We start from the raw sequence: 24,869 nt of genomic DNA on the forward strand, positions 1-24,869 counted from the left end.
ATTATGCAGTATGCAATTTATCTTTATACCATTTTAACGATTTTCGGGTTTTGGCTCGCATTACAAATCAGTAAACGTTGGAAATCGATGATTTTCAATACTTTTGTGCTTACAGTATCAATTCTTGTGCTGATTTTAGTGGTTAGCGATATTCCTTATGACGATTATATGGCGGGCAATGCGCCGATTAATAATTTATTAGGATTGAGTATTGTCGCACTGGCATTACCGTTATATGAACAAATTCGTCAAATTGCGAAACAATGGAAAATTATCCTTTCAGTAGTCGCATTGGCCTCAATATTCTCAATGTTTACCGGGGCTATTTTTGCCATTATTTTAGGGGCAAGCCCTGAAATGGTCGCGACGGTATTACCAAAATCAATTACTACGCCAATTGCAATGGAAGTGGCTTCACATTTAGGCGGCATTCCTGCCGTGACAGCGGTAGGTGTGGTCGTCGCCGGTTTACAAGGGTCTGTTTTTGGTTATCTCATCTTGAAAAAAGTTGGGATTAAACAACAAGAAGCGGTCGGTTTATCTGTTGGTGCGGTTTCTCACGCATTAGGTACGGTAAGTTGTATGGAAGCCGATCCGAAAGCGGGGAGTTATAGTTCGATTTCTTTGGTACTTTGCGGTATTATGAGCTCCATTTTAGCCCCCTTAGTATTCCATGTTATTCGTCTATTTTTATGAGAACCCAATTAGCTGATTTTTGGACTGAACGTTTCCTTCCTGATCCGCCTCGCGAAAAAGATCACCGACCACCATTTCGTCGTGATCGCGGGCGGATTTTACATTCTGCCGCTTTCCGTTGTTTGCAAGCCAAAACACAGATTCATGCGGTGGGCGAAAATGATTTTTATCGCACTCGTTTAACCCATTCCCTTGAAGTGGCACAAATCGGTAGCAGCCTTGTTTCCCAATTAAAATTTGCGGAAAGTTATGTTGCTATTTCAGACCAGCTTCATATTGAAAAAAGTGAATTACAGAAACAACTCAAACCTTTATTACCAAGCAATGATTTAATTGAAAGCTTGTGCTTTGCGCATGATATTGGTCATCCACCGTTTGGCCATGGTGGGGAAGTGGCGCTCAATTATATGATGCGTAACCACGGTGGTTTTGAAGGTAATGCGCAGACATTTCGTATCATTACTAAACTTGAGCCTTATACTGAAACGGCAGGGATGAATTTAACGCGTCGTGCTATTTTAGGCGTAGTGAAATATCCGAATATTTTAGACTTATCTTCACCACAATATGCTCAGTTGCCGCAAGCTGAAAACGCTGATCCGCGTTATGTCAAAATTAGCGATTGGAAACCAGGAAAAGGGTTATTCCGTGATGACGTCACAATGTTTACTTGGCTGTTGCAAAATCTTTCTGAAAATGACCGCACTTTATTTGGCTCATTTCAAAAAGCGCGGTCAAATCCCGCCGAGTTTTTAAAAACACAATTTAAATCTTTAGATTGCAGTATTATGGAATTGGCAGACGATATTGCCTATGGCGTACATGATTTAGAAGATGCGATTGTGACCGGTGTCGTAAATCAACATCAGTGGCAAGAAGCATTGGCTGAACTTAAAACGATTCCTTCAGATTGGCTAGCAAAAAATATAGAGCAAGTCAGCCAACGATTATTCTCCAACCATCATTTCGAGCGTAAAAATGCCATTGGTGCATTAGTGAATTTCTTTATTACTCATGTGCGTTGGAAAGTCACCGGCAATTTTGATGAACCTTTGTTACGTTATAACGCAGAACTACCGCAAGATGTGATTGCGGCATTAAATGTATTTAAAAAGTTTGTGTGGAAATATGTGATTCGCCATGTTGAAACACAACGTATTGAATATAAAGGCCAACGCATTCTCACGGAAATGTTTCAGATTTTTGAGTCTGACCCCGAACGTTTATTGCCAACGAATACCGCTAATCGTTGGAGAAATGCACCAGAGCAGGGTAAAAAACGCATTATTTGTGACTATATCGCAGGCATGTCAGATGCTTATGCCTTAAAGGTTTATCATCAACTCTAAAGTGCGGTTATTTTTATTGATATTTTGAATTTATAGGACAATTTTGTGGCATTAATTAGTTTAACTAACGCTTATCTTTCTTTTAGTGATCATCCCTTACTTGATCACGCAGAGCTTCATATTGAACCGAATGAGCGCGTGTGTTTGGTGGGGCGTAATGGTGCGGGTAAATCAACCTTATTAAAAATTATTGCACAGCAAGTCACGATGGATGACGGCAAAGTGCAGTATGAAAAAGATTTAGTAGTTTCTCGTTTAGAACAAGACCCGCCTCGCCACGCCGAAGGCAATGTTTTCGATTATGTAGCGGAAGGGATTGAGCATTTAGCGGATTTGTTAAAGGAATATCATCATATTTCACAAGAGTTGACACAAAATTACAGTGAGCAAATTCTTAATCAACTGGCTCAGGTGCAAGCTAAATTAGAGCATGCCAATGGTTGGCAGTTTGAAAATAAAATCAATGAAGTTCTGCAAAAGCTCGAGTTAAATCCCGATACTAAATTAGCCGATTTATCGGGTGGTTGGTTGCGTAAAGCCGCTCTTGCTCGTGCGTTGGTGTGTAATCCTGATGTTTTGTTATTAGATGAACCGACTAACCACTTGGATGTGGATGCAATCGAATGGTTAGAAAACTTCTTATTAGAATTTACTGGAAGCATTGTGTTTATTTCTCATGACCGTTCTTTTATCCGCAAAATGGCGACTCGTATTGTGGATTTAGACCGCGGTAAATTAGTGTCTTATCCTGGTGATTATGATTTATACCTCACCACGAAAGAAGAAAACTTACGTGTCGAAGCGTTGCAGAATGAGCTTTTTGATAAACGTTTAGCACAAGAAGAGGTTTGGATTCGTCAGGGTATTAAAGCTCGTCGTACGCGTAATGAAGGCCGTGTGCGAGCTTTAAAAGCGATGCGTGAAGAACGTCGCCAACGTCGTGAGGTGATGGGTACGGCCAAGTTACAATTAGATAACTCGAGTCGTTCAGGCAAAATCGTGTTTGAAATGGAAAATGTGAGTTATGAAATTGAAGGCAAACAGCTGCTTAAAGATTTCAGCACGACCATTTTACGTGGCGATAAAATTGCATTGGTTGGCCCAAATGGCTGCGGAAAAACCACCTTTATTAAACTTTTATTAGGTGAAATCAAGCCAACCAGTGGTCGCATTCATTGTGGTACAAAATTAGATATCGCTTATTTTGACCAATATCGTGCAGATCTTGATCCAGAAAAAACAGTGATGGATAACGTTGCTGATGGCAAGCAGGATATTGAAGTCAATGGTGTAAAACGTCATGTGTTGGGCTATTTACAGGATTTCTTATTTCCACCAAAACGCGCCATGACACCCGTAAAAGCGCTTTCAGGTGGTGAACGTAACCGTTTGTTATTGGCTAAATTATTACTGAAACCGAATAACTTGCTGATTCTCGATGAACCAACCAATGACTTGGATGTAGAAACCTTAGAATTATTGGAAGAAATCCTCACGGATTATCAAGGCACCTTATTGATTGTCAGCCATGATCGTCAGTTTATTGATAATGTCGCGACGGAGTGTTATTTCTTTGAAGGCGATGGCGTATTGAATAAATACGTGGGTGGTTTCTTTGATGCGAAAGGACAACAAGCTAATTACTTTGCGATGAAAGCAGAGCAAGAGACTCAAAAATCCAAAAAAGAAGCACCAAAAGTACAAGAAAGTGCGGCTAAAAATGACGTTGTTTCTCAAAAGCCGAAATCCGTTAAACTTTCTTATAAAGAACAACGTGAGTTAGAACAGCTACCACAATTATTGGAAGAATTGGAAGAGAAAATCACCGCACTTCAAGCTGAAATTGGTGACCCCCACTTTTTCCAACAAGCCCATGATGTAACGGATACGAAGCTTAAGGAATTAGCGGATACGGAAGCGGAACTTGAAACAGCATTCCTTCGTTGGGAAGAGCTTGAAGAGAAAAAGACTCAAGCTGAAGCAAAATAGGGTATAGGTAAAAAAGAAACCGAGCGAAATAGCTCGGTTTTTTATTACATGTAATTAACGTCTATAGTGATTTCTCAGCGGTTAAATCTTCTGCAATTTCCTCTGCTTGCTTAATCACATAGCTCACGGCTTCTTCTTGTTTATCCGGTGGGTATTTATAACGCTGTAAAGCTCGTTTCACGAGAATACGCATTTTGGCGCGTACGCCTTCTTTGTATTGCCAGTCGATGGTAACTGAGCGTCTTAAAGTATCGGTAATTTCTTTGGCAAGTTTACTCAATACTTCATCGCCCATCAGTTCACGGGCGCTTTGGTTTTGGGCGAGGGCTTCGTAGAAGGCGAGCTCTTCTTTTTTTAGCCCCAGCTTTTCACCTAAAGCTAAGCGTTCTTGGAAGTCTTGGCTCATTTTGAAGAGCTCATCCAAAATTTCTACCACGCTTAAATTGTGGTTGTGATATTGATTTAAGGCTTCTTTTAAGCGCTGCTCGAAGTCTTTTTGCAAGGTGAGGTTTGCGCCTGATTTGGCTTTGATTTCGCTTGCTAAATAACGCTCTACCGCGCTAACCCATAAATTCTTAGTCGGGCTGTTTTTAATAGTCTGCAAAAACTCTTCAGAAAGTAAATTGATTTGCGGTTGCGGTTTTTCCAACAGGTCAAATAAATCAATCACGCCTTCGGAATAGACGGCTTGATTGACCAGTTTTTTCAACAAAATCTGTCTTTCATTAGAACCCGTACCGTTTTGATCACGCTTCGTGAGAATAGCGCGTACTGCATCATAAAAAGCAATTTCTTGGTTGTATGGCTCAACTTCAGCCAATGCGCCGCATAGCATATAGCCTTTTTTCACTAATCCTGCCGCTTTCAAAAAGGCTTTTTTACGTGGCTCGGTTTCTTTTTTATTAAACCAATGTTGCTCGTGCGCTTTGCCCTCAAACGGTAATCGATCGAGGCCCAAAATATGGTTGGCGGCAAAACGAATCTCCACCAAAAGATCCTTTGGATCATCTTTTTCTAAGGCCGTCTGAACATCAAAAGTTTTTCCTTCAACCGGCGTTGCAAACAGGCTGCGGACAAACTCTAGATGCTCTTTCATTTTAAAGAACACATCAATCACGTTATCAGTCAGCTTGCCCTTGCCTTGCGAATTGGTGTATTGCTGGGTCGCTTCTTTGAGTTTTTCAGCAATACCAACATAATCCACAATCAAGCCGCCATTTTCTCGGCTTTTATTGCGGAATACACGGTTAACCCGAGCAATTGCCTGCATCAGGTTATGCCCCTGCATCGGCTTGTCGATATACATCGTATTACAACAAGGCGCATCAAAGCCCGTCAGCCACATATCGCGCACAATCACTACTTTCAGCGGATCGTTCGGGTCTTTAAAGCGGCGTTCCAGCGTTTGTTTTTCCTGTTTACTGTAAACGTGTTTCTGCATTTCCGGCGCATCGGAAGCCGAACCCGTCATCACAATTTTAATCGCCCCTTCGTTAATATTGTCCGAATGCCATTCAGGGTGCAGTTTGATGATTTCATTGTATAAATCCACGCAAATCTGACGGCTGGAAACCACCATCATCGCTTTGCTGTCGACGACTTCATTGCGTTTGGCAAAATGCTGCACAAAATCCGCGGCTAAATCAGCCAGACGGGCTTGCGAACCCAGCAATTTTTCCTGCAAACGCAGGGCAGGGGATTGCTCCTCTTCCAGCAAATCATCAATTTCTTTGAATAGCTCATCATGTTCTTTTTCGTTTAAGCGGATTTGGCGCGCTTCATACACAATCGGCACGGTTGCGCCATCTTCCACCGCATCTTGCAAGTCATAAATCGACACATAGCGCCCGAACACATCTTGCGTATCCTTATCTTCTAGGCTAATCGGCGTGCCGGTAAAACCGATAAACGAAGCATTAGGCAGCGCATCGCGCAAATGGCGGGCGTAGCCTGCCTGGAATTTGCCTTTATGCAATTTTTGCGTAAAGCCATATTGGCTGCGGTGTGCCTCATCGCTGATTACAATAATATTGCTGCGCTCATTTAAAACAGGGAAGCGACTTTCTTCCTCATTTAGGGCGAATTTTTGAATCGTCGTAAAAAACACGCCGCCGACTTCATTTTGCGCGAGCAGTTGGCGCAGTTGATCGCGGTCTTCCACTTGTTGCGGCGTTTGTTTGATTAAATCTTTGCCTGAAGAAAAGGTTTGGAAAAGCTGACCGTCTAAATCATTGCGGTCTGTCACCACCACAATCGTCGGATTTTTCAATTCAGGCTGCGTAAGCAGTTTGCCGGCATAAAACAACATGGAAATCGACTTACCCGAACCCTGCGTATGCCACATCACGCCAATGCGGCGGTCGCCTTTTTCCGAAGTCGCAAAAAGTGTGGAATCGACCGCTTCATTTACGCCGTAATATTGATGGTACGCCGCGATTTTTTTAATGGTTTTTCCGCTGGAATTCCGTTCAAATAAGACAAAATAGCGGATATAGTCCAATAAATCTTCAGGTTTCAGCAAGCCATTGAGCAGGCTTTGCAATTCATCATCAAAATATAAGCGCGCGCTTTTATTTTTTTCATCGACCACTTTCCATGGCGTAAAGCGTTGGAAATCTGCCGAAAGCGAGCCCAAACGTGCGGCAATGCCGTCTGAAATAATCAAGGCTTTGTTGTAAACAAACAGCTCGGCTATTTCATCTTTATAGGTTTCAAACTGATTAAACGCCTGCAACAAATCCGCCGATTCACGCAGCGGATTTTTGAGTTCAAATACCACCAAGGGCAGGCCATTGACAAAGCCGATAATATCAGGAATCCGTTTGCCCCCTTTACGGCTGCGGATTTCCAACTGATTGACGGCAACAAAACAGTTGTTCCCCACATGCTCAAAATCCACCAAGCTCGCCATCTCGATTTTTTGCTCACCGTTTAGCGTATATTCCACCCGCACGCCATCACGCAACAGTTTATAAAACGCCTGATTACGCACCACCAAGTTGCCAATATCGCTTTTCGTTGCCGATTTGACCACAGAATCAACCGCACTTTCAGGCAGCTGCGGATTAAACTTACGCACCGCTTCACGCAGTTGCTCAACAAAGACCACACCGCTCAAATCGCCACGGGCAAATTCGCCTTCATGAACAGGCAAGTCTTTACCATAGCGATATTCCCAGCCGAGGGATTGCAGGTGTTTAAGGGTGAGTTGTTCGATGTCGTTTTCGTTGAGCATAATAAGCTCCTTAGTGTATTGGTTTTAAATATCCTCTTTACAAAAGAGGAAAATAGTATCGGGCTTAATTTGGATTTATATGTTTTTCATTGGCAAATTTTTCTGCAAATTCGACCGCTTGTAGTCAACAAACCTTCCAAATAATCTCTCTCTTTAGCAAAGAGGGGATAGGAGAGATTTGGCAGAAGTGAAATTAACCTCTATATTAATCATCCCTATTTTCTAAATAGTATTCTCTGCTTAATTTTATAATTTCTAAAGAGTCACTAGATAAATTCTTCCAAAAATCTAAGCTTCTTAATGAGTTGTATATTAGATCTAAGTGAGTAAATTCCTGATTGTCATTGTTTTCAGGATATTTTAATGATTCATACCAATTATCTATAGTGATTTGATTAGTATCTAAAAAATTCTTTATTATTGAATTTGGAGATACTGTGTAACTTTCAATCTTTTTAATGAATGGAGAATCTTCATTTAGATGTTCTTTTAGTTTTTGGATTAAAATTGTAAATTTATGCGTTCTATGTTTATATTCATTGTCACAAAATAATATAGTACCCTTAAGCATTAATTCAATTCCATGATAAAAGTTAAAAAGAATAGGTATTCCAATACTATGATCAGCCCACTTTGTTTCTTCATTATATTTATCTGGAGATATTTCCTCATCTGATGAAACTACCCATGGATTTCCAGTTACTACTAATTGTTCAGATGTAACATTTGCCATTCTTAGAAATCTTTGACCCATTGTCCAATAAGAAATTGCTCTATCTTTTGAGTACATAATTAAACTCCTCCATTCAATAATTTAGGCAATAATAAATCTCTTGTTTCTTTTAATGAGATTGAGTTAGCGGTGTTATATCTTATTAAATTCATAATTGATTTAACTTGCTTGTCGAAATAATAAATTACTCTTTCATCTGGAACGATAGCTTTTTGAGCTTTCACTATATCTGTCTTTAAATTAGTAAATACGCTGCCATTTCCTTGTGCAACTAAATCATTTCTGATATTTAAAAAGAAAAAATAGAGATATTCCTGAGTCAAGCTCTTAATATCAGAAAAATATAACCACCCATCGTGAATACAAGCATCTAGTTCTAGAAATCTTGGTAAGCCAGGAGTTGCACTGTTAGATAAGATCAAACTTCCTTTATTTAATAAGACAGTTTTAGATAAACCTTCAGATTTAATATATTCTTTAGTTGAAAATAAAAAGGGATTATCTTCTGCTGTAGCATCGGATATTTTTACCCAATTTAATCCTTTATCTGATATAAAATCTTTAATCGGTCTAGGAGATCCCCCTCGTTTAATTGTCATTAATGAGCCGAGTTCTTTAACCTCCCACCCCTTCAGCACCTCAACCCCATCAACTTCCACCATCTCACACGGAAACGCTTTGGCGATTTCGACTAATTCGGCGTAGCGGTCAGGCTGTGTTTGTGAAAGTGCGGTTAATTCTTCGGGTGTTTTTCCGCTGATTGCCTGCATGGCTGCCAATTCGGCTTGTTCAAGGCTAAGGCCGTCTGAAAGTGCTTGGACTTTGGCACGCACGGGATCGAAATCAACAAACCAGCTTTTAAACAGGGCTTGGGCGATTTGTTCCAAGGTTTGGTTGATTTGGGTATTGAGTTGGATTTTGTCTTCTATCCCATTAAGAATAGAAACAATTTTATTTTGTTCTTCTATTGATGGTATTTTAACTATGTGATTTCTTAGAATATCAGTTTTAAGGTTTATAAAAACGGTTCCTGTTCCTTGTTTAACTAAGTTATTTCTTTCATTGAGTAATAACCAATATGCGAATTCTTTTGTGATATTCTTAAAATTTCTTAATAACATCCAACCGTCGTGGATACAAGCGTTTATAGCCATAAATTTAGGTAATCCAGGTGTTGCACTATTAGAAAGAATTAAATCTCCTTCAAATACTTCAACACTTTTTTTAACCCCAGATAATTTAATTCTCTCTGCTGTATCTTCTATAAATCGTGAATTTGATTTGGTTGCATCTGCAATTTTAACCCAAGGCATACCTTCGCCATCAGTTATATATTCATGAATTGGACGTGGTGATGCTCCGCGAGAAATATCGCATAATTCTGAAAATTTATATTCTTTCCAATCACTCATACCCCAATCCCCCTAAATTTTTTTTAATTTCCGCTTCTAACTCTGCACTTTTCGCAAATTGTTCCTTCAAAAGATCGGTCAGATTTTGCATTTTTTCTGCAAATGGTACGCCGTCGTCTTCTTGTTCTGCGGTGCCGACATAACGTCCCGGTGTTAGGACGTATTCTTTACTAGCAATTTCTTCTAAGCTTGCAGATTTACAGAAAGCGGCTTGGTCTTCATAGCCGTCGGATTGTTGCCAGGCGTGCAGAGTATCGGCAATCTTGGCGATGTCGTCAGCGGTGAAATCACGCAATACGCGGTCTTTCATGTAGCCGATTTGGCGGGCATCGATAAACAACACTTCGCCTTTGCGTGCCTTGTTGCGGTTTAAAAACCAAATACAGGCGGGGATTTGGGTGTTGGTAAAGAGCTGGCCGGGTAGGGCGACCATACATTCGACCAAGTCGGCATTGATGATGGCTTTGCGGATTTCGCCTTCGTTGTTGGTTTGGCTGCTCATGGAGCCGTTGGCCAGCAATAATGCCATTTTGCCGTTGGGCGAGAGGTGGTAAATCATGTGTTGCAGCCAAGCAAAGTTGGCGTTGCCTTTGGGCGGGGTGCCGTATGCCCAGCGCGGGTCATCGGCCAGGGATTCGCTCCACCAATCGCTGATGTTGAATGGCGGGTTTGCCATGATGAAATCCATCTTTTTGTCGATGTGTTGCGGCTGGGTGAAGCTGTCGGCGTTGTGTTTGCCGAAGTCGTAATCAATGCCGCGGATGGCCATGTTCATGGCAGCGAGTTTCCAGGTGGTTGGGTTGAATTCTTGCCCGTAGATGGAAACGTTGTTGATGTTGCCTTGGTGGGCGGTGATAAAGCGTTCGGTTTGCACGAAAAAGCCGCCGCTGCCCATAGCCGGGTCATAGACGCGGCCGGAGTATGGCTCGAGCATTTCGACAATCAGGGAAACAATGGATTTCGGTGTGAAATATTGCCCGCCGCGTTTGCCTTCGGCTTGGGCAAAGCGACCGAGGAAGTATTCGTAAACGTGGCCGAGAATGTCTTTTGCGCCTAAATGAACGGGCTCGCCGTTGTAAGTCGGACGGGTAAAGTGGGTATCGGAGAAGAGGATAATCAGTCCGCGCAGGGTGTCTTCGTTTACGGCATAGCCGCTGATGCGTTGGAGTACGCCTTTGAGTTTTTCGTTGTCTTTTTCAATGGCATCAAAGGCATCGTCAATCAGTTTGGCCACGCCGGAGAATTTTCCGCCCCAAGGCAGCTCTGCGCCGATGTTTAAGATGGAAACGGCTTTAATCTCGTCCCAACGTGCTTGCTGCGGCACCCAGAACACATTGTCGGCGGTGTAGTAGTCGCGGTTTTCCAGTTCGGCAGCTAAGGCTTCTTGATATTCTTCGTCCGTATCGTAAAAAGTGCGGTCAAGATAGAGTGGATTTTCGGGGTCGCTCAGCTCAGCCTGAATTTTTTCTTGCTGATGGGTGAAGCTGTCGGAGATGTATTTCAGGAAAATGAGGCCGAGTACGATGTGTTTGTAATTGGCTGCATCAAGCTGCTGGCGCAGTTTATCGGCAGATGACCAAAGTTTTTCATCTAGATCGTTTAGGAAGGCTTGTTGTAAAGCGGGATTATCAAGCGCATTTTTAGTGGTTTCTTGCTGTTGCATAAAATGGATCCTAGTAAAATATTTGAATAAATTTTGTCTATTCTATAGAGAATTTTTATTCTTTACAAACAATTGTTTAGCGAGAAGATGTTATAATTTTAGCGTATAAAAAAAGCAGCGCTTGCGCACTGCTTTCGGTCTATTTTGTTAGATTAAATTACTGATAAAAATCACCAAAATAATCACAGGAACCACAAATTTGACATAGTTAAACCAGATTGTGGTGAAAAGTGAATTTGGCGTTGGTGATAGCTCTTTTTTTGCATCGTCTTTTAACACAAAACCAACGAAAATCGCACAACCAAGTGCGGTCAACATAAAGAGAATATTGCCGCTGACGAAATCGAAGGCATCGAAAATGCTTTTACCGAAAATGGTGAAATCTTTCCAAAGGTTATCACCTAGAATAGAGGGCACGTTACCTAATAAGAAAATCCCCATCAAGGTAACAAAAATCGCTTTTCCACGGCGCATTCTGAGTTTTTCTTGTAATGCGGTGATGATGACTTCGTAAATCGTAATTGATGTGGTTAATGCCGCAATAAGCAATAAGCCGAAGAATACGATAGCAAAGAATTTACCCGCCCATAAATGCGAGAATACAATTGGTAAACTTTGGAAAACCAAAGTTGGGCCAGCGTTAGGTTCAATGCCGAATGTGAATAATGATGGGAAGATCATAAAACCACATAACACAGCGATAATGGTATTGGTGAAACCCGTAATAACGGCTGTGTGAATAAGGTTTTCTTCCTTGTTCAAATAGCTGGAGAGGGTAATCAATACACCGAAACCAAGGCTTAATGCGAAGAACACTTGACCTAATACGAAAATGAATAATTTAGGTGTAATTTTGCTGAAATCAGGTTTTAAGTAGAAAGTCACACCTTCCATTGCACCCGGTAAGGTAAGATTACGAATTACCATACCAATTAGGAAGATGAATAGTAATGGCATTAAGTATTTTACGGAGCGTTCAATCCCGCCGATGATACCTTTTGCCAAAATAATGTAATTCACCGCCACGAACAGGAAGGTGTAAAGCATGATTTCCCATGGGCTGTTGCTGATGTGTAAATCGTAGAAATCTTTGGCCACTTCTTTTGTAATTGGGGCGCTAATATCAAGGGTGTTATTCATCAGACTAATGATATAAGACATCACCCAACCACCTAATACCATATAATAAGCCATGATACCAAATGCGCCAAGAAGCCCCATGTAACCAAGAATCTTCCAATATTTGGAGATGTTTTTACCTTTATCTTGGATTTTGTCGCCAAAGGCATCAATGGAATTCACACGCAAACGGCGACCGATGACGTTTTCCACTAAAATCATCGGGATACCAATCACAATCATCGCAATACAAAAGAGAAGTACGTAGGCACCACCGCCATTTTCACCCACTAAATAAGGAAAGCGCCACGTTGCCCCAAAGCCAACTGTCGCCCCCGCAACGGTGAGCACATAAGTTAGTCGGCTAGACCACGTTTGGCGAGATTGATTGTTTGTTGTCATAATATATTCCGTTTAATTGTATTCGTTTAATAATCTGTTTTTTCTTTGTATTCGCAGAGATCTTCAATTAAGCAAGCTCCGCAGCGAGGTTTGCGGGCAATGCAGGTATAACGCCCGTGCAAAATCAGCCAGTGGTGCACATCCACTTTAAATTCTTTTGGCACAACTTTGAGCAGTTTTTCTTCCACTTTCACCACATCTTTGCCCGGAGCAAAGTTTGTACGGTTGCATACGCGAAAAATATGCGTATCCACTGCAATAGTCGGGTGGCCGAAAGCGGTATTTAACACGACATTCGCCGTTTTTCTGCCGACACCCGCAAGGGCTTCTAAAGCTTCTCGGCTTTCAGGTACTTCGCCGTTGTGTTTTTCAACTAAATCACGGCAGGTTTTAATGATATTTTCCGCTTTGCTGTTATAAAGCCCGATGGTTTTAATGTATTCTTTTAACCCCTCTAAGCCGAGATCTAAAATAGCTTGTGGGGTATTTGCCACAGGGAATAATTTTGCCGTCGCTTTATTCACGCCTTTATCGGTGGCTTGGGCTGACAAAATCACAGCAATGAGTAATTCGAAAGGCGAATTATACTCTAATTCCGTGGTGGGATGCGGGTTTTGCTCCCGAAGTCGAGTGAGGATTTCAATTCGTTTAGCTTGGTTCATTTTTTCATATCAATTCGGTTTTTAATCGCCAGTAGAATGCCTAATCCAATAAACGCACCTGGCGGAAGAATAAAGAGTAAAAAGCTGCTGTCAGCGTGATAAATATGTAATGTCAGGAATTTTGCCCCTTGGCCGAATAAGTTTTCAATGCCTTCAAAAAAGGTACCTTGGCCTAAGATTTCACGTAATGCACCTAATACGGTGATACTTAATGCCATACCTAATCCCATAGAAAAACCATCCCAGGCAGCATGTGCTACGCTATTTTTAGAGGCAAAGGCCTCGGCTCGACCGATGACGATACAGTTGGTCACGATTAAAGGAATAAAAATCCCGAGTGCTTGATAGAGTGTATAGGTATAAGCATTCATCAATAGTTGCACCACGGTTACGGTGGTGGCAATAATCATCACATAAATCGGAATACGGATTTCATGAGGAATTTGCTTACGAAAGAGTGAAACAACGGTGTTTGTACAGGTTAAAACCAACATAGTCGCCAAACCTAAACCTAATGCATTTGTTGCAGTACTTGAAACAGCCAACAGCGGACAAAGCCCCAATAATTGCACGAGGGTAGAGTTGTTTTTCCATACGCCTTGAATAAAGATTTCTTTCCAAACAGAAGGCGTTTGCGTTATTTCTTCTGAATTTTCAACCGCACTTTGCTCATCAAGTGCGGTCGTTTTTTCGGTTAAATCAGTCATAATAAATATCCTATTGCGCGTATTTTTTTGCCATTTCATTAAGCAATGCTTCATTTTCAAGCATCACGAGAGCAGAGCGTTTTACTTGATTAACAATCGCGCGCGGCGTAATGGTTGCGCCAGAGAATTGATCAAATTTACCGCCATCTTTTTTGACTGCCCAATCTTTTAGGCTTTCGGGTACGATAATCTGGTTCGTAAAACTTAAAATCCAGTCAGAAATGCGAAGTTCGATTTTATCGCCCAATCCTGGGGTTTCATGATGTTCGATGACACGCACACCTAAAACTTCACCTTTTGGTGTAATCCCTACTAATAAACGGATATTCCCTGAATAACCATCTGGTGCTGTCGTTTCATAAGCATAGGCTGTTGGCACATGATCTTTGATCGCAAAATAGACTTTTTGAATACCTTTGAGTTTATCTTGCTCTGGCGTCTCAACGCTTTCAAGCAAGCTATTATTAAAATAATTTTGTGGGATGACTTGGAGCAATAACGCTTTTTGTTGTTCAGCCATGGCTTCATCAATTCTATCTTTTGTTAGCATATAAATGCCCGCAGAAATAGCTGTACAAAGCAATGCGATGAAACCTAATAAAAGACCAAAACGGGAGGTGACTTTAAAAATACCCATTATTTACTCCCTTTTGCAAAGTGGCCAGCTACACGAGGGCGGGTATAGTGATCGATAAGCGGCACACAAATATTACTTAATAAAATCGCAAATGCCACGCCGTCAGGGTAGTTTCCAAAGTAACGAATGAGGTAAACCAATAATCCGACCAAGGAACCAAATACAAGCTTACCGCGAGGTGTAATAGAGGCTGTGACAGGGTCAGTCGCAATAAAGAATGCACCAAACATCATCGCGCCGCTAAAGAGCTGGCTAATCATACTTAAATGATGATAACCTGACATCGCAGTAATAGTCGCTAAGGTCACAAAGGTTACGAGCATTGAAACGGGAATTTGCCAGTGAATTTTTTTCTTTAAGATTAATACAATCCCACCAAGCATAAAGGCAAGATTAACCTGCCACCAACCTTCAGCAAAGTCAGTCCCGTTTTGTAATAAAATTGGTAATTTTACAAAATCATGGAATACGCTTTCATCGCCTTGATGCAAGTTATAGAAGATTTTGGCGCTGTCTAATGGCGTCGCTTGTGTAATTCCATCAATGGAATGGACAAGTTGACTCAAACTAAATCCATCAGTGGTTAAGCCTGTGAAAATTAAAGAAAGAGAATCCTCAAATGTTGGGGGTTCATTCAATAATGAAATAGGCGGCATCCAACTTGTCATTTGTAGAGGGAAAGAAATCAATAGCACCACATAACCCACCATAGCTGGATTAAATGGGTTTTGTCCCAAGCCACCATAAACATGTTTACCTAGAATAACAGCGGAAAGCGTACCGATTAAAATCACCCAATAAGGTGCATAAGGCGGAATTGCCATCGCTAAAATTAAGGCAGTAAGCACCACACTAAAATCTGAAATATAGACCAGGTTTGGCTTATTGCGCAATTTGGTCACAATAAACTCAAGCAATAATGCGAAAGAAATAGCCAAAGCGGATTGCACCAAAACACCCATTCCAAAATAATAAATCTGTGTGAGCAGAGCAGGCAGCATGGCTGCAATCACCCATAACATAATACGGGCGGTTAATTTGCCTGAATGAGTATGAGGCGAACTCACCATTTTCCTAAACATAATCTTTTCCTGCGTTATTCAGTTTCTTTGGCAGCTTCAGCAGCCGCTTTTTTTGCTTTAGCTCTTGCTATGGCTGCTGCGATAGCGGCTTTTTTCGGATCTAGTGCGGTTGAGTTTTCATCCGTTTTTTCGACCGCACTTTCAGTTGCATTTGTTGCAACCGTTTCAGCTTGAGCAGCAGCTTTCTTGGCTTTGGCTCTTGCAATGGCAGCGGCTACAGCCGCTTTTTTCGGATCAAGTGCGGTTGGGTTTTCATCCGTTTTTTCGACCGCACTTTCAGTTTCATTTGTTGCAACTGTTTCACCTTGAGTAGCAGCTTTCTTAGCTTTGGCTCTTGCTATGGCTGCTGCGATAGCGGCTTTTTTTGGATCAAGTGCGGTTGAGTTTTCATCTGTTTTTTCGACCGTGCTTTCAGTTTCATGTGTTGTAACAGTTTCATTATTAGCGGCGACTTTCTTAGCTTTGGCTCTTGCAATGGCTGCAGCTACTGCGGCTTTTTTCGGATCAAGTGCGGTTGGATTTTCATCCGTTTTTTTGACCGCACTTTCAGTTTCATTTGTCGCAACTGTTTCACCTTGAGCAGCAGCTTTCTTGGCTTTCGCTCTTGCTAGAGCTGCAGCAACTGCTGCTTTCTTCGCCTCTTTTTCATCAACTTGTGACGTTGTTACATCCGTCACAGTGCCTGTATCTGCTTGTGCTTGTTGTTTAGCTAGGCGACGGGCTTTACGCTGCTCCATGAGTTCATGGTTATCCGGTAAGATTTCCCCTTTCTCAGATACAATAGTTTTCGTTTCTTTATTTGCTGCTGAACCCGCTTGTTTTGCTTTCAAGCGTTCTAACGCTGCTTTAACTGGGTCTTCACCTTTTTGTTTTGCAAGTTCTTCTCGACGAGCTTCTGCCGCACGTTGTGAACGCGCTTTACGTTCTTGCTCTTCACGTTCCATTCGAGCTTGTTTTGCTTCAAAACGGATTTTAGCCTCTTCGGCTTTTTTCGCTTTTTCTTTAATTTCCCAAATCTTGGCTTTTTCTTGTCGGAAATATTGAATAAGCGGAATATGGCTTGGACAAACATAAGCACACACGCCACATTCAATACAATCTTTTAAGCAATATTCTTCTGATTTTTGGTGATCCTCACTGCGAGCATACCAATAAAGTTGCTGTGGCATTAAATTGACAGGGCAAGCATCAGAACAAGCAGAGCAGCGGATACAAGATTGTTCAGGTTCTGGTTCACCATATTCAAAATGATCGGGTGCTAATAAACAGTTAATTAATTTTGTGACGGGTGCGTTAAGATCAGAAAGTTGTAATCCCATCATCGGTCCGCCTGCGAAAACAGGGAAGCGCTCATCATATTGATAGCCAACTTGCGCCAAGATGTGGTCAACCGGTGTACCTAATCGTACCCAGTAGTTACCTTTCTCTGAAATTTTATCACCCGTAAGCGTAACGATACGCTCAATTAACGGTTCGTCATTAATGACCGCTCTTTTCACCGCAAAAGCTGTACCGACATTATGCATCAATACGCCAATATCGTAAGAACGTCCGCCACTTGGCACTTCCATGCCGGTAAGCAAATAAATCAGTTGTTTGGCAGCACCTGATGGATATTTAGTCGGAATAACGCGCAATTCAATGTCATTTGCGCCATGCAGCGATTGTTGAATAGCTTGAATCGCTTCAGGTTTATTATCTTCAACCGCAATCACCACTTTTTCAGGGCGTAAGATATAACGTAAGATGCGAATCCCTTCGATCATTTCATCCGTGTAATCACGCATTAAGCGGTCATCACAGGTAATATAGGGTTCACATTCTGCGCCGTTAATAATTAAGAGTTTAACTTTCTTTTCAGCCGATTGAATTTTGGCCGCAGTCGGGAATACCGCACCACCTAAGCCTGCAACGCCTGCTTGATAAATACGCTCAATGAGTTGTTCGACAGGTTGTGTGAAAAACTCTTCAAGTGGAAATTGCTCACGCCATTTATCCAAGCCATCCGCTTGAATATGAATCATGTCCTCGGTTAAACCAGAAGGATGGGGCGCAACATGTTTTCCGATAAATTTTACCGTACCAGAAGTCGACGCATGAACAGGCAAGGTTCTTAAGCCATCACCTTGTGTTAAAGGCTGGCCTTTAAGCACATAATCACCTTCTTTAACTAATACATTTCCTGCAGTGCCGGCATGCTGTTTAATCGGCACATAAAAATCATGAGCAAGTTCTGATTGCTGAATAGGGGATTGGTTTGATTGAGATTTCATTTCAGGTGGATGAATACCGCCTTTAAAATCCCAAATCTTACCTGAGTTAAATCTCGTTAATACATTAGCCATGTGATTCCGACTCCCCAACCACTAATTTTTTCTCGATTTCTGTAGTATTTACAACCGGAATGACTAATTTAGGATCAAACTTCCAGTTCCAATTATCAATATCTTTTTTCACTTTAATCATGGAAATACAATCGGTCGGACAAGGTGCTACGCAAAGTTCACATCCAGTACAGAGATCAGGAATAATAGTATGCATGGCTTTGTTTGTACCGATAATGGCATCAACAGGGCAGGCTTGAATACATTTAGTACAGCCAATACACATATTCTCATCAATAAAGGCAACCATTTCTTCTGGTTCAGCGACATCATCCATTGCGGGTACATCAACCCCCATGATTTCGGCAATTTTTACCACTGTTGGACGACCACCAGGTACACATTTTGTGATAACGTCACCATTCGCAATTGCTTCAGCATAAGGCTTGCAACCAGGATAGCCGCATTGCCCACATTGGCTTTGCGGTAAGATGGCATCAATTTTTTCAACGATAGGATCAGCTTCGACTTTTAATTTAATCGAAGCAACGCCTAAAATCGCACCAAAAATTAAAGCGAGAACGGTTACTGAAATTAAGATAAACATTATTTTTTAGTGTTATTCCAAAATAAGCCGAGAAAAATCACTGTCACAGTAATAAACATTAAGAGATAAATCATTTTACTAACCCGGCGAAGCCCATAAAGGCGAGAGACATTAAACCGGCCGTAATTAACGCAATAGACGAGCCACGAAACGTAATGGGTACATCTGCAGCAACAAGACGTTCACGTAAGGCTGCAAATAAAACTAAAACTAAACCGAAACCTAAAGAAGCACCAAAACCATAAATGACAGATTCTGTTAGATTGTGTGCCAAATTAACGTTTAATAATGCCACACCGAGTACGGCACAGTTTGTGGTAATCAGCGGTAAGAAAATCCCTAATAAGCGATAAAGTGATGGGCTTGTTTTATTGATCACCATTTCGGTAAATTGAACCACAACGGCAATCACCAAAATGAAAACTAAAGTGCGCAAGAATGTGGCGTTTAGCGGCATTAAAATATAATTATCGACTAAATAAGAACACAGTGATGCTACGGTTAATACGAATGTCGTAGCAAGCCCCATACCAATCGCCGTTTCAATCTTTTTGGATACGCCCATAAATGGACAAAGACCTAAGAATTTGACCAAAACAAAGTTATTGATTAATGCGGTGCTGATAATGAGTAGAATGTAATGTGTCATTGCGTCTAAATTTATTTTACATAAGTGGCGTATTATCTCTATTTATCGCACTGAGAACAATAAAAAATTTGGGTTAGTGCGGTCAGTTTTTCCTTTGTTTTTTATTTGGTAATGGATTCTTTCTGACTATGTTGGAAATAGCGATATAGCTGCGGTAGCAATTGAGAAATCAGGTTAAGCTGCTGATATGGTAAGGCAAAAGCCATATCTGCTTTAGTTTGATTGTCATCCAACTGAATTTCTTTTAGGCTTTGCTCAATATTACCTTGTAATTTGGCAAAAACTTCAGGACGAAGCTTTTCAATATTTTCCAGCGTATATAAAACCTTTTTCGCGATAGGATAAAAGTCCGCTAAAAATTCTGTGGTTTGCTGCAACTGCGTCATTTTATAGCGATATGCCCCTAAAGCAGAAATATAACTCAATAGAGAATAATTCATTTTTAATAAGTCAAAACCTTCCTGTAAATAAGCTTGATATTTCTTCGGCTCATTATTCATATTGGAAAGCGTTGTACTCAATGCAGCTGCATATTGATGGGCATTACGGCGTGCAATACGGTATTTCAAATCGTCGCTTTTACCAAATTGTAGTTGGCTGATGATGTGCAATAAATATTGTGCATCACTTTGAATCGCTTGGCGGCTCACTTTATCGAGTTGCAGATATTTCCAATCCGGCCATAAATAAGAAACCGCAAACCACGCAATGGCTGAACCTAATACGGTATCAATGAGGCGAGGGAAGAGTGCCGCTTGAGTATCAAATCCCATCACATCGAAACTGATCAACACCTGCAGCGTAATAAAGAACGTGGAGAAGCTGTAATTATTGCTTCGGAAGAAGAAAAAGAGCGTACTGGTCACCACCATTAAGCCAAGTTTCATCTCTAATGTAGGGTTGAGGTAAGGCAATAAGGAGCCAATAACTACCCCTAAAATCGTACCTACAATACGCTGACGTAACCGTACTTTCGTCGCCGAATAGTTTGGCTGACACACAAATACTGCTGTAAGCAAAATCCAATACCCCAAATTAAATTGGAAAAATTCAACAATGGAGCAACATAAAAATACCACAATAGACAAACGCACAGCATGACGGAAAAGTGGTGATTCAAAGGTAAAATTACTTCCGATAACAGACAGAATATTTTTTAGGCCTGTAATTTGCTCAGTATGGATTTGTGCCGTTTGATCATTTTCACTGGTTTCTTGCTCAAGCTGACGTAGCTGCCAGTTAATGCTTTTCAGATTATCAATAAGCGTTTGAAGGGCGAGTAACACATTGTTTTGTTCAGCGTGTTCTTTGCTATAAAGCTCAAGAGATTGAATTGTGCCCATTAATGCTTTTTCTACGCGAATATTATAGTGATAAGGCGTATTTTGACGCAGACAAGCCGTAATATCGTGACAGGCTTGTGCTTGTAATTCGAGCAAGCGCTGAATACGGAAAATTAAATCGGTATTTTTGAGCTGTTCCGCAATTTGTCGATAATCAAAATGTGTAGAATTTGCACGCTCATGAATGTCTTGCGCGGCAAAATAATAGCGAATCATACGTTGTGTACGAGCATGTCGATGTTGTCCACGAATACGATAGAAAAGAGCTGTTCTTGCTTGGTTAAAGGCATCCACCACATTGGTGTTTTTCATCGCAAAATTAAGATGTTTTTTCTCAATTTCATCAATTTCATCAGGATCAAAAAATTCGGATTTGGCATCTAAATAATTACCAAGTGCACAAAACGCTTTTGCCACGCTTTCTTGTACTGGACGGTTTGGGAAAAAGAGATAGACGATGATGGTCACAATGCTGTAGAGCAAGGTGCCCAATAAAATCATTACAGGATTGATAAACCAACTCGCAGAATTATCTGGTGTATAAGTGAGGGTGGTATAAATGGCTACCACCAACGTACCAAATGCAATGGTGCGATAACGTTCACCCACGGCACCAACCATCGTAAATAAAAAGGTGATGATGGTCATCAGCAATACGTATTGAATGGGTTTACCAATATTGAGTTGAACGATGAAGGTTGAAATGGCAAAGGCAATTAAAGTGTAAAAAATATTTTTTAATCGTCCGGTAAGACGATTATCTAAATCCACTAAACCGCCTGCAATAATCCCTAAAATCAAGGGCATAGATTGCGTAGAAATATCAAAAAACCAGATGCCAAACGCTGCAATATTCACTGCAATAAAAATAGGTATTGAAGCGATTACTTTTGCATTAAGCCATTGGTTCATGTTGATATCCTTGCTTATTGTGTGACTAAAAATTGGATGATAAAAAAGTGAGCGGGAAAGCTCACTTCTTTATCAAAGTGCGGTTAAAAAACGATTATTTTTGTTTTTTCGCCCAGTTTAAGAAACGAGTTTGAGTCTCTTTATCTGCTTGTTGGAACCAGTATTGTAATTGTTGTTCAGCAACGTTTTCACCTTGTACAACCACTTTGCCTTTCGCAGCTTTTCCTGACGCAGCAGGCATCATTCCAACTGCAGGCGCAGCTAAAGCTGAAACTGCCGCTGGCGCATTTGAAGCATTATATTCAGCTAAATCGTTAACAATATTAGCTGCTGGGAATAAACCTTCTTGTTTTAAAGTATCGATTTTAGCATCAATCACATTACCTGATTTCGTTTTAACAGTAATTTGTGGTTGAGCATTGAATTTTTCACCATCTTCTTTGGAGCGAATTTTTTCTGCAGATACCACAACATCATCAGCAGGACTTTGGAAAGTCACAATAATTGGGTTAGATTCAAAAAGCGCTTGGCTAGAGCCTGAGCCTACGATTTCACCTAAACGCACAACAACTTGTTGTGTTTGGTTTGCATCAGCATTAAATGATTTTTTTTCTTTTAGAAGAGATTTGCTGGCTTTTTGGCCGTTGATTGCAAGAAATTCAAGGTTTGATGAAGTGGTTACCATGCCTGCTAAGCTACTCGTACTCACTGCAAGCGCGACAACACCTAAAGCAAACTTACATAATTTCATAATTACTCCTTTTATTTTTTGAATGAAATTAGATGGTTGTAATGCTATGCTAATTTTTAAAAAATGGGAATAGGAAAGTGCGGTTAATTTTTAAAAAGTTTTTGTAACAAAGGAGCAAATCATGGCAAAACGATTTGTCGTATATGGTCGAGTTCAAGGTGTCGGGTTTCGCTATTTTACGTGGAAAGAAGCAGAGAAAATTGGTATTAAAGGCACGGTAAGAAATTGTACAGACGGAAGTGTCGAAATCATTGCGGAAGGCAATGATGACCAACTGCAACACTTTTATGATTGGTTAAACGTCGGGCCAAGAACCGCAAGTGTTGAACGGGTCTTAGTCGATAATATTGAAGATAAACGGTATTCTGACTTTTCGATTATTCATCGCTAAAATTGACCGCACTTTACAGTGTGAATTGATGCTCGTAGAATACGCCGCTTGTTTACAAATAGGAAAAATCATGCGTAATCAAACAAAACTTCATCTTCAACAATTACAACTTGCTATGCAAAAACTTGATTTATGGCAAGCCGTTCCTCCTTCACAAGACGCCTTTTTAAGTGAAGAGCCTTTTGCTATTGATACCATGTCACCAGAAGAATGGTTGCAATGGATTTTTATTCCAAGAATGTTTGCCTTACTTGAAAGTGGCGCTGAGTTACCCTCAAAAATTGCGGTGTCACCTTATTTAGAGGAAGCGTTTAAAGAAGCAGAAGAAGATTTTTTAGTTGAATTATTAACACCGTTACGTGAATTAGAAGCCTTATTACAAAATCAATAAATGTTAGAAATTTTATATCAAGATGAATATCTTGTGGCAGTCAATAAACCAGCAGGCATGTTGGTGCATCGTAGTTGGCTTGATACTCATGAAACGCAATTTGTAATGCAAACCTTGCGCGATCAAATCGGGCAGCATGTTTTTCCTATTCATCGATTAGATCGCCCTACATCAGGTGTATTACTATTTGCCTTAAATAGTGAAATAGCAAATTTAATGTGTCAGCAATTTGAACAGAAAACGGTGCAAAAATCTTATTTAGCGATTGTGCGAGGTTATTTGCAAGGCGAAGGACGGATTGATTATCCCCTTAAAATCCAATTAGATAAGATTGCGGATAAATTTGCGCAAGAAGATAAAGCCCCTCAAGAGGCGGTGACGGATTATGAAGGCTTAAACATTGTGGAAATGCCTTATGCGGTAGGGCGTTATCAAACCACAAGATATTCATTAGTGAAGCTAATTCCCCAAACGGGAAGAAAACATCAGTTACGACGTCACATGAAACATATTTTTCATCCTATTTTAGGTGATACACAATATGGTGATTTACATCAAAATCGTGCTTTAACAGAATATTCTGGCTGTCAGCGTTTATTTTTACACGCAGATACACTTATTTTTGAGCATCCTATTCATTTAATCAAAATAGAAATTAAGGCTGGTTTAGATGAACAATGGGAGCACGTGATGAAATTATTTAATTGGTCAATTTAACGAGAAGAAATCATGTTAGATATTAATTTAACCCATGAACAACAACAAAAAGCAGTAGAACAAATTCAGGAATTAATGGCACAAGGAATGAGTAGCGGCGAAGCAATTCAAATTGTGGCAAAAGCATTACGTGAAATTCATCAAAAAGATGATAAAGAGACTTCTGATAATAAATAAGTAAAAATTTTGTGATCAATGTATCATTTTTAAAGTTTCGCTGTTGCATAAAAAAATAAAATGTTTGAATATATTTCCAATTGAGGTGATAAGGCATGAGTCTTATTGTTTTTAAGTATTAAGGGCGAAGCCTATAGAGGTCTACTATGGAAATTGGTGTAGTAAAATGGTTTAACAACGCAAAAGGATTTGGATTTATTTCTGCAGAAGGCGTGGATACAGACATTTTTGCACATTATTCAGCGATTGAAATGGATGGTTACCGTTCATTAAAAGCAGGTCAACGTGTGCAGTTTGAAGTGATTCACGGCGACAAAGGATCTCACGCCACAAAAATTATTCCGATTGCGGAATAGGCGAAACGCTAAAACGTTTCAAAATCTTCTCTATTTAGCATAATCAAAAGCCAAGGTTTCGACCTTGGCTTTTTTTCATTTTATTTATTGAGCAAATTTTTCAAACCGGCTTTCATCGCCGTCATTTGGCTTTCATATAATGCTTTGCTTTCACGTTCATCAATCATATAAGTGATGGTTTCAGAAAGTGTCATTTTCATTTTTCTTGAATATTTAGACAAACGAAGCCAAACACCATATTCTAAATCAATAGATTTTTTCTTCGTTGATTGTTTTTCAGCATTAAAAAAGCGTTTACGTCTTGCACGAATAGCCTGATCAAGCTTAATAGGTAAATCAAGAGAAAGGTGATTTTTAATCCATTCCTCGATTTTTTCAGGATAATTCTGACATTCTATTAATTCTTGAACTTTGCTTTCTTCTAAGCTTTTTTCTTCGTAACGGGTAATTTTTTCTCCTTCGCGATGTTTACGAATGAGATAAATCCATTTCCAGTTTGCTTCTTGGTTTTCTAATTTTTGGTATTTCATCGTTTTATTATGCTTTTTAGTGACGTGGTAACCTT

The 24,869-nt window shown here is 40.4% G+C and carries 23 protein-coding genes; 8 read left to right on the forward strand and 15 right to left on the reverse strand.

What is annotated here, in order from left to right; translation table 11 throughout:
* The 3 genes from PARA_RS08020 to PARA_RS08030 are packed head-to-tail and all read left to right on the forward strand — an operon-like array spanning position 1 to position 4,034.
* Entirely contained in the window at positions 1–696 is a 696-nt protein-coding gene (locus PARA_RS08020; protein WP_041918265.1) for a CidB/LrgB family autolysis modulator, read from the forward strand.
* On the forward strand, positions 693–2,045 hold the full coding sequence (locus PARA_RS08025; protein ID WP_014065331.1) for an anti-phage deoxyguanosine triphosphatase: 1,353 nt from the start codon (positions 693–695) through the stop codon (positions 2,043–2,045). Before PARA_RS08020 ends, PARA_RS08025 begins: the two co-directional genes overlap by 4 nt.
* A 45-nt stretch (positions 2,046–2,090) precedes the next feature.
* Positions 2,091–4,034, forward strand: a complete 1,944-nt coding sequence (locus PARA_RS08030) for an ABC transporter ATP-binding protein (protein WP_014065332.1) — start codon at positions 2,091–2,093, stop codon at positions 4,032–4,034.
* Between the two features lie 61 nt (positions 4,035–4,095).
* Here the strand turns inward: PARA_RS08030 and PARA_RS08035 are convergent, their stop codons facing one another.
* From PARA_RS08035 to PARA_RS08100, 14 genes are all read right to left on the reverse strand, one after another.
* The gene (locus PARA_RS08035) at positions 4,096–7,269 is read right to left on the reverse strand and encodes a type I restriction endonuclease subunit R (protein WP_014065333.1); all 3,174 of its coding nucleotides are present in this window, start codon (positions 7,267–7,269) and stop codon (positions 4,096–4,098) included.
* Positions 7,270–7,474: 205 nt separating this feature from the next.
* Complete coding sequence (locus PARA_RS08040) at positions 7,475–8,059, reverse strand: hypothetical protein (RefSeq protein ID WP_014065334.1); 585 nt, start codon at positions 8,057–8,059, stop codon at positions 7,475–7,477.
* Positions 8,060–8,061: 2 nt separating this feature from the next.
* Entirely contained in the window at positions 8,062–9,414 is a 1,353-nt protein-coding gene (locus PARA_RS08045; protein WP_014065335.1) for a restriction endonuclease subunit S, read from the reverse strand.
* Complete coding sequence (locus PARA_RS08050) at positions 9,407–11,077, reverse strand: type I restriction-modification system subunit M (protein ID WP_014065336.1); 1,671 nt, start codon at positions 11,075–11,077, stop codon at positions 9,407–9,409. Before PARA_RS08050 ends, PARA_RS08045 begins: the two co-directional genes overlap by 8 nt.
* Before the next feature lie 147 nt (positions 11,078–11,224).
* A complete protein-coding gene (locus PARA_RS08055) occupies positions 11,225–12,598 on the reverse strand; it encodes a sodium-dependent transporter (protein WP_014065337.1) in 1,374 nt (457 codons plus the stop codon).
* 26 nt (positions 12,599–12,624) lie between these two features.
* Positions 12,625–13,260 (reverse strand): endonuclease III, encoded by a 636-nt coding sequence (gene nth / locus PARA_RS08060; RefSeq protein WP_014065338.1) that lies wholly within the window; start codon positions 13,258–13,260, stop codon positions 12,625–12,627.
* Complete coding sequence (locus PARA_RS08065) at positions 13,257–13,967, reverse strand: electron transport complex subunit E (protein WP_014065339.1); 711 nt, start codon at positions 13,965–13,967, stop codon at positions 13,257–13,259. Before PARA_RS08065 ends, nth begins: the two co-directional genes overlap by 4 nt.
* Before the next feature lie 10 nt (positions 13,968–13,977).
* Positions 13,978–14,604 carry an electron transport complex subunit RsxG gene (gene rsxG, locus PARA_RS08070; RefSeq protein WP_014065340.1) on the reverse strand — a complete coding sequence of 209 codons (627 nt, stop codon included), beginning with the start codon at positions 14,602–14,604 and terminating at the stop codon, positions 13,978–13,980.
* Entirely contained in the window at positions 14,604–15,686 is a 1,083-nt protein-coding gene (gene rsxD / locus PARA_RS08075) for an electron transport complex subunit RsxD (protein WP_014065341.1), read from the reverse strand. Before rsxD ends, rsxG begins: the two co-directional genes overlap by 1 nt.
* Before the next feature lie 14 nt (positions 15,687–15,700).
* Positions 15,701–18,031: an electron transport complex subunit RsxC gene (gene rsxC, locus PARA_RS08080; RefSeq protein ID WP_014065342.1), complete on the reverse strand. Its 2,331-nt coding sequence runs from the start codon at positions 18,029–18,031 to the stop codon at positions 15,701–15,703.
* On the reverse strand, positions 18,024–18,617 hold the full coding sequence (gene rsxB, locus PARA_RS08085; protein WP_014065343.1) for an electron transport complex subunit RsxB: 594 nt from the start codon (positions 18,615–18,617) through the stop codon (positions 18,024–18,026). Before rsxB ends, rsxC begins: the two co-directional genes overlap by 8 nt.
* A 70-nt stretch (positions 18,618–18,687) precedes the next feature.
* Positions 18,688–19,266: an electron transport complex subunit RsxA gene (rsxA, locus tag PARA_RS08090; RefSeq protein ID WP_005696042.1), complete on the reverse strand. Its 579-nt coding sequence runs from the start codon at positions 19,264–19,266 to the stop codon at positions 18,688–18,690.
* Between the two features lie 101 nt (positions 19,267–19,367).
* Entirely contained in the window at positions 19,368–21,521 is a 2,154-nt protein-coding gene (gene yccS / locus PARA_RS08095; protein ID WP_014065344.1) for a YccS family putative transporter, read from the reverse strand.
* A gap of 94 nt (positions 21,522–21,615) precedes the next feature.
* Entirely contained in the window at positions 21,616–22,272 is a 657-nt protein-coding gene (locus PARA_RS08100) for a curli polymerization inhibitor CsgI-related protein (RefSeq protein ID WP_014065345.1), read from the reverse strand.
* 121 nt (positions 22,273–22,393) lie between these two features.
* On the opposite strand from PARA_RS08100, the gene PARA_RS08105 reads away from it, so the two are divergent.
* The 5 genes from PARA_RS08105 (at position 22,394) to cspD (ending at position 24,304) form a co-directional block, all read left to right on the forward strand.
* Complete coding sequence (locus PARA_RS08105) at positions 22,394–22,663, forward strand: acylphosphatase (protein WP_014065346.1); 270 nt, start codon at positions 22,394–22,396, stop codon at positions 22,661–22,663.
* 70 nt (positions 22,664–22,733) lie between these two features.
* On the forward strand, positions 22,734–23,054 hold the full coding sequence (locus PARA_RS08110; RefSeq protein ID WP_005696046.1) for a YqcC family protein: 321 nt from the start codon (positions 22,734–22,736) through the stop codon (positions 23,052–23,054).
* Positions 23,055–23,771: a tRNA pseudouridine(65) synthase TruC gene (gene truC, locus PARA_RS08115; RefSeq protein ID WP_014065347.1), complete on the forward strand. Its 717-nt coding sequence runs from the start codon at positions 23,055–23,057 to the stop codon at positions 23,769–23,771.
* 12 nt (positions 23,772–23,783) lie between these two features.
* Positions 23,784–23,948: a YoaH family protein gene (locus PARA_RS10345; RefSeq protein WP_014065348.1), complete on the forward strand. Its 165-nt coding sequence runs from the start codon at positions 23,784–23,786 to the stop codon at positions 23,946–23,948.
* A 146-nt stretch (positions 23,949–24,094) separates the two neighbouring features.
* Complete coding sequence (gene cspD, locus PARA_RS08120) at positions 24,095–24,304, forward strand: cold shock domain-containing protein CspD (protein ID WP_005696050.1); 210 nt, start codon at positions 24,095–24,097, stop codon at positions 24,302–24,304.
* Between the two features lie 80 nt (positions 24,305–24,384).
* Here cspD and matP read toward each other — a convergent pair whose 3' ends face one another.
* The gene (gene matP, locus PARA_RS08125; protein WP_005696051.1) at positions 24,385–24,834 is read right to left on the reverse strand and encodes a macrodomain Ter protein MatP; all 450 of its coding nucleotides are present in this window, start codon (positions 24,832–24,834) and stop codon (positions 24,385–24,387) included.
* Positions 24,835–24,869 lie beyond the last annotated feature (35 nt).

Origin of the sequence: Haemophilus parainfluenzae T3T1 (assembly GCF_000210895.1) — a bacterium.
In the GTDB taxonomy this organism is placed as follows: domain Bacteria; phylum Pseudomonadota; class Gammaproteobacteria; order Enterobacterales; family Pasteurellaceae; genus Haemophilus_D; species Haemophilus_D parainfluenzae_A.

Bases quoted from the DNA above. Each gene is read 5' to 3' on its own strand.
- PARA_RS10345 (WP_014065348.1), top strand. From the start codon at position 23,784: ATGTTAGATATTAATTTAACCCATGAACAACAACAAAAAGCAGTAGAA.
- PARA_RS08100 (WP_014065345.1), bottom strand. From the start codon at position 22,272: ATGAAATTATGTAAGTTTGCTTTAGGTGTTGTCGCGCTTGCAGTGAGT.
- PARA_RS08035 (WP_014065333.1), bottom strand. From the start codon at position 7,269: ATGCTCAACGAAAACGACATCGAACAACTCACCCTTAAACACCTGCAA.
- PARA_RS08025 (WP_014065331.1), top strand. From the start codon at position 693: ATGAGAACCCAATTAGCTGATTTTTGGACTGAACGTTTCCTTCCTGAT.
- yccS (WP_014065344.1), bottom strand. From the start codon at position 21,521: ATGAACCAATGGCTTAATGCAAAAGTAATCGCTTCAATACCTATTTTT.
- matP (WP_005696051.1), bottom strand. From the start codon at position 24,834: ATGAAATACCAAAAATTAGAAAACCAAGAAGCAAACTGGAAATGGATT.
- PARA_RS08105 (WP_014065346.1), top strand. From the start codon at position 22,394: ATGGCAAAACGATTTGTCGTATATGGTCGAGTTCAAGGTGTCGGGTTT.
- rsxD (WP_014065341.1), bottom strand. From the start codon at position 15,686: ATGTTTAGGAAAATGGTGAGTTCGCCTCATACTCATTCAGGCAAATTA.
- truC (WP_014065347.1), top strand. From the start codon at position 23,055: ATGTTAGAAATTTTATATCAAGATGAATATCTTGTGGCAGTCAATAAA.
- PARA_RS08065 (WP_014065339.1), bottom strand. From the start codon at position 13,967: ATGACTGATTTAACCGAAAAAACGACCGCACTTGATGAGCAAAGTGCG.
- PARA_RS08110 (WP_005696046.1), top strand. From the start codon at position 22,734: ATGCGTAATCAAACAAAACTTCATCTTCAACAATTACAACTTGCTATG.
- PARA_RS08040 (WP_014065334.1), bottom strand. From the start codon at position 8,059: ATGTACTCAAAAGATAGAGCAATTTCTTATTGGACAATGGGTCAAAGA.
- rsxB (WP_014065343.1), bottom strand. From the start codon at position 18,617: ATGTTTATCTTAATTTCAGTAACCGTTCTCGCTTTAATTTTTGGTGCG.
- rsxA (WP_005696042.1), bottom strand. From the start codon at position 19,266: ATGACACATTACATTCTACTCATTATCAGCACCGCATTAATCAATAAC.
- PARA_RS08045 (WP_014065335.1), bottom strand. From the start codon at position 9,414: ATGAGTGATTGGAAAGAATATAAATTTTCAGAATTATGCGATATTTCT.
- PARA_RS08055 (WP_014065337.1), bottom strand. From the start codon at position 12,598: ATGACAACAAACAATCAATCTCGCCAAACGTGGTCTAGCCGACTAACT.
- cspD (WP_005696050.1), top strand. From the start codon at position 24,095: ATGGAAATTGGTGTAGTAAAATGGTTTAACAACGCAAAAGGATTTGGA.
- rsxG (WP_014065340.1), bottom strand. From the start codon at position 14,604: ATGGGTATTTTTAAAGTCACCTCCCGTTTTGGTCTTTTATTAGGTTTC.
- rsxC (WP_014065342.1), bottom strand. From the start codon at position 18,031: ATGGCTAATGTATTAACGAGATTTAACTCAGGTAAGATTTGGGATTTT.
- PARA_RS08050 (WP_014065336.1), bottom strand. From the start codon at position 11,077: ATGCAACAGCAAGAAACCACTAAAAATGCGCTTGATAATCCCGCTTTA.
- nth (WP_014065338.1), bottom strand. From the start codon at position 13,260: ATGAACCAAGCTAAACGAATTGAAATCCTCACTCGACTTCGGGAGCAA.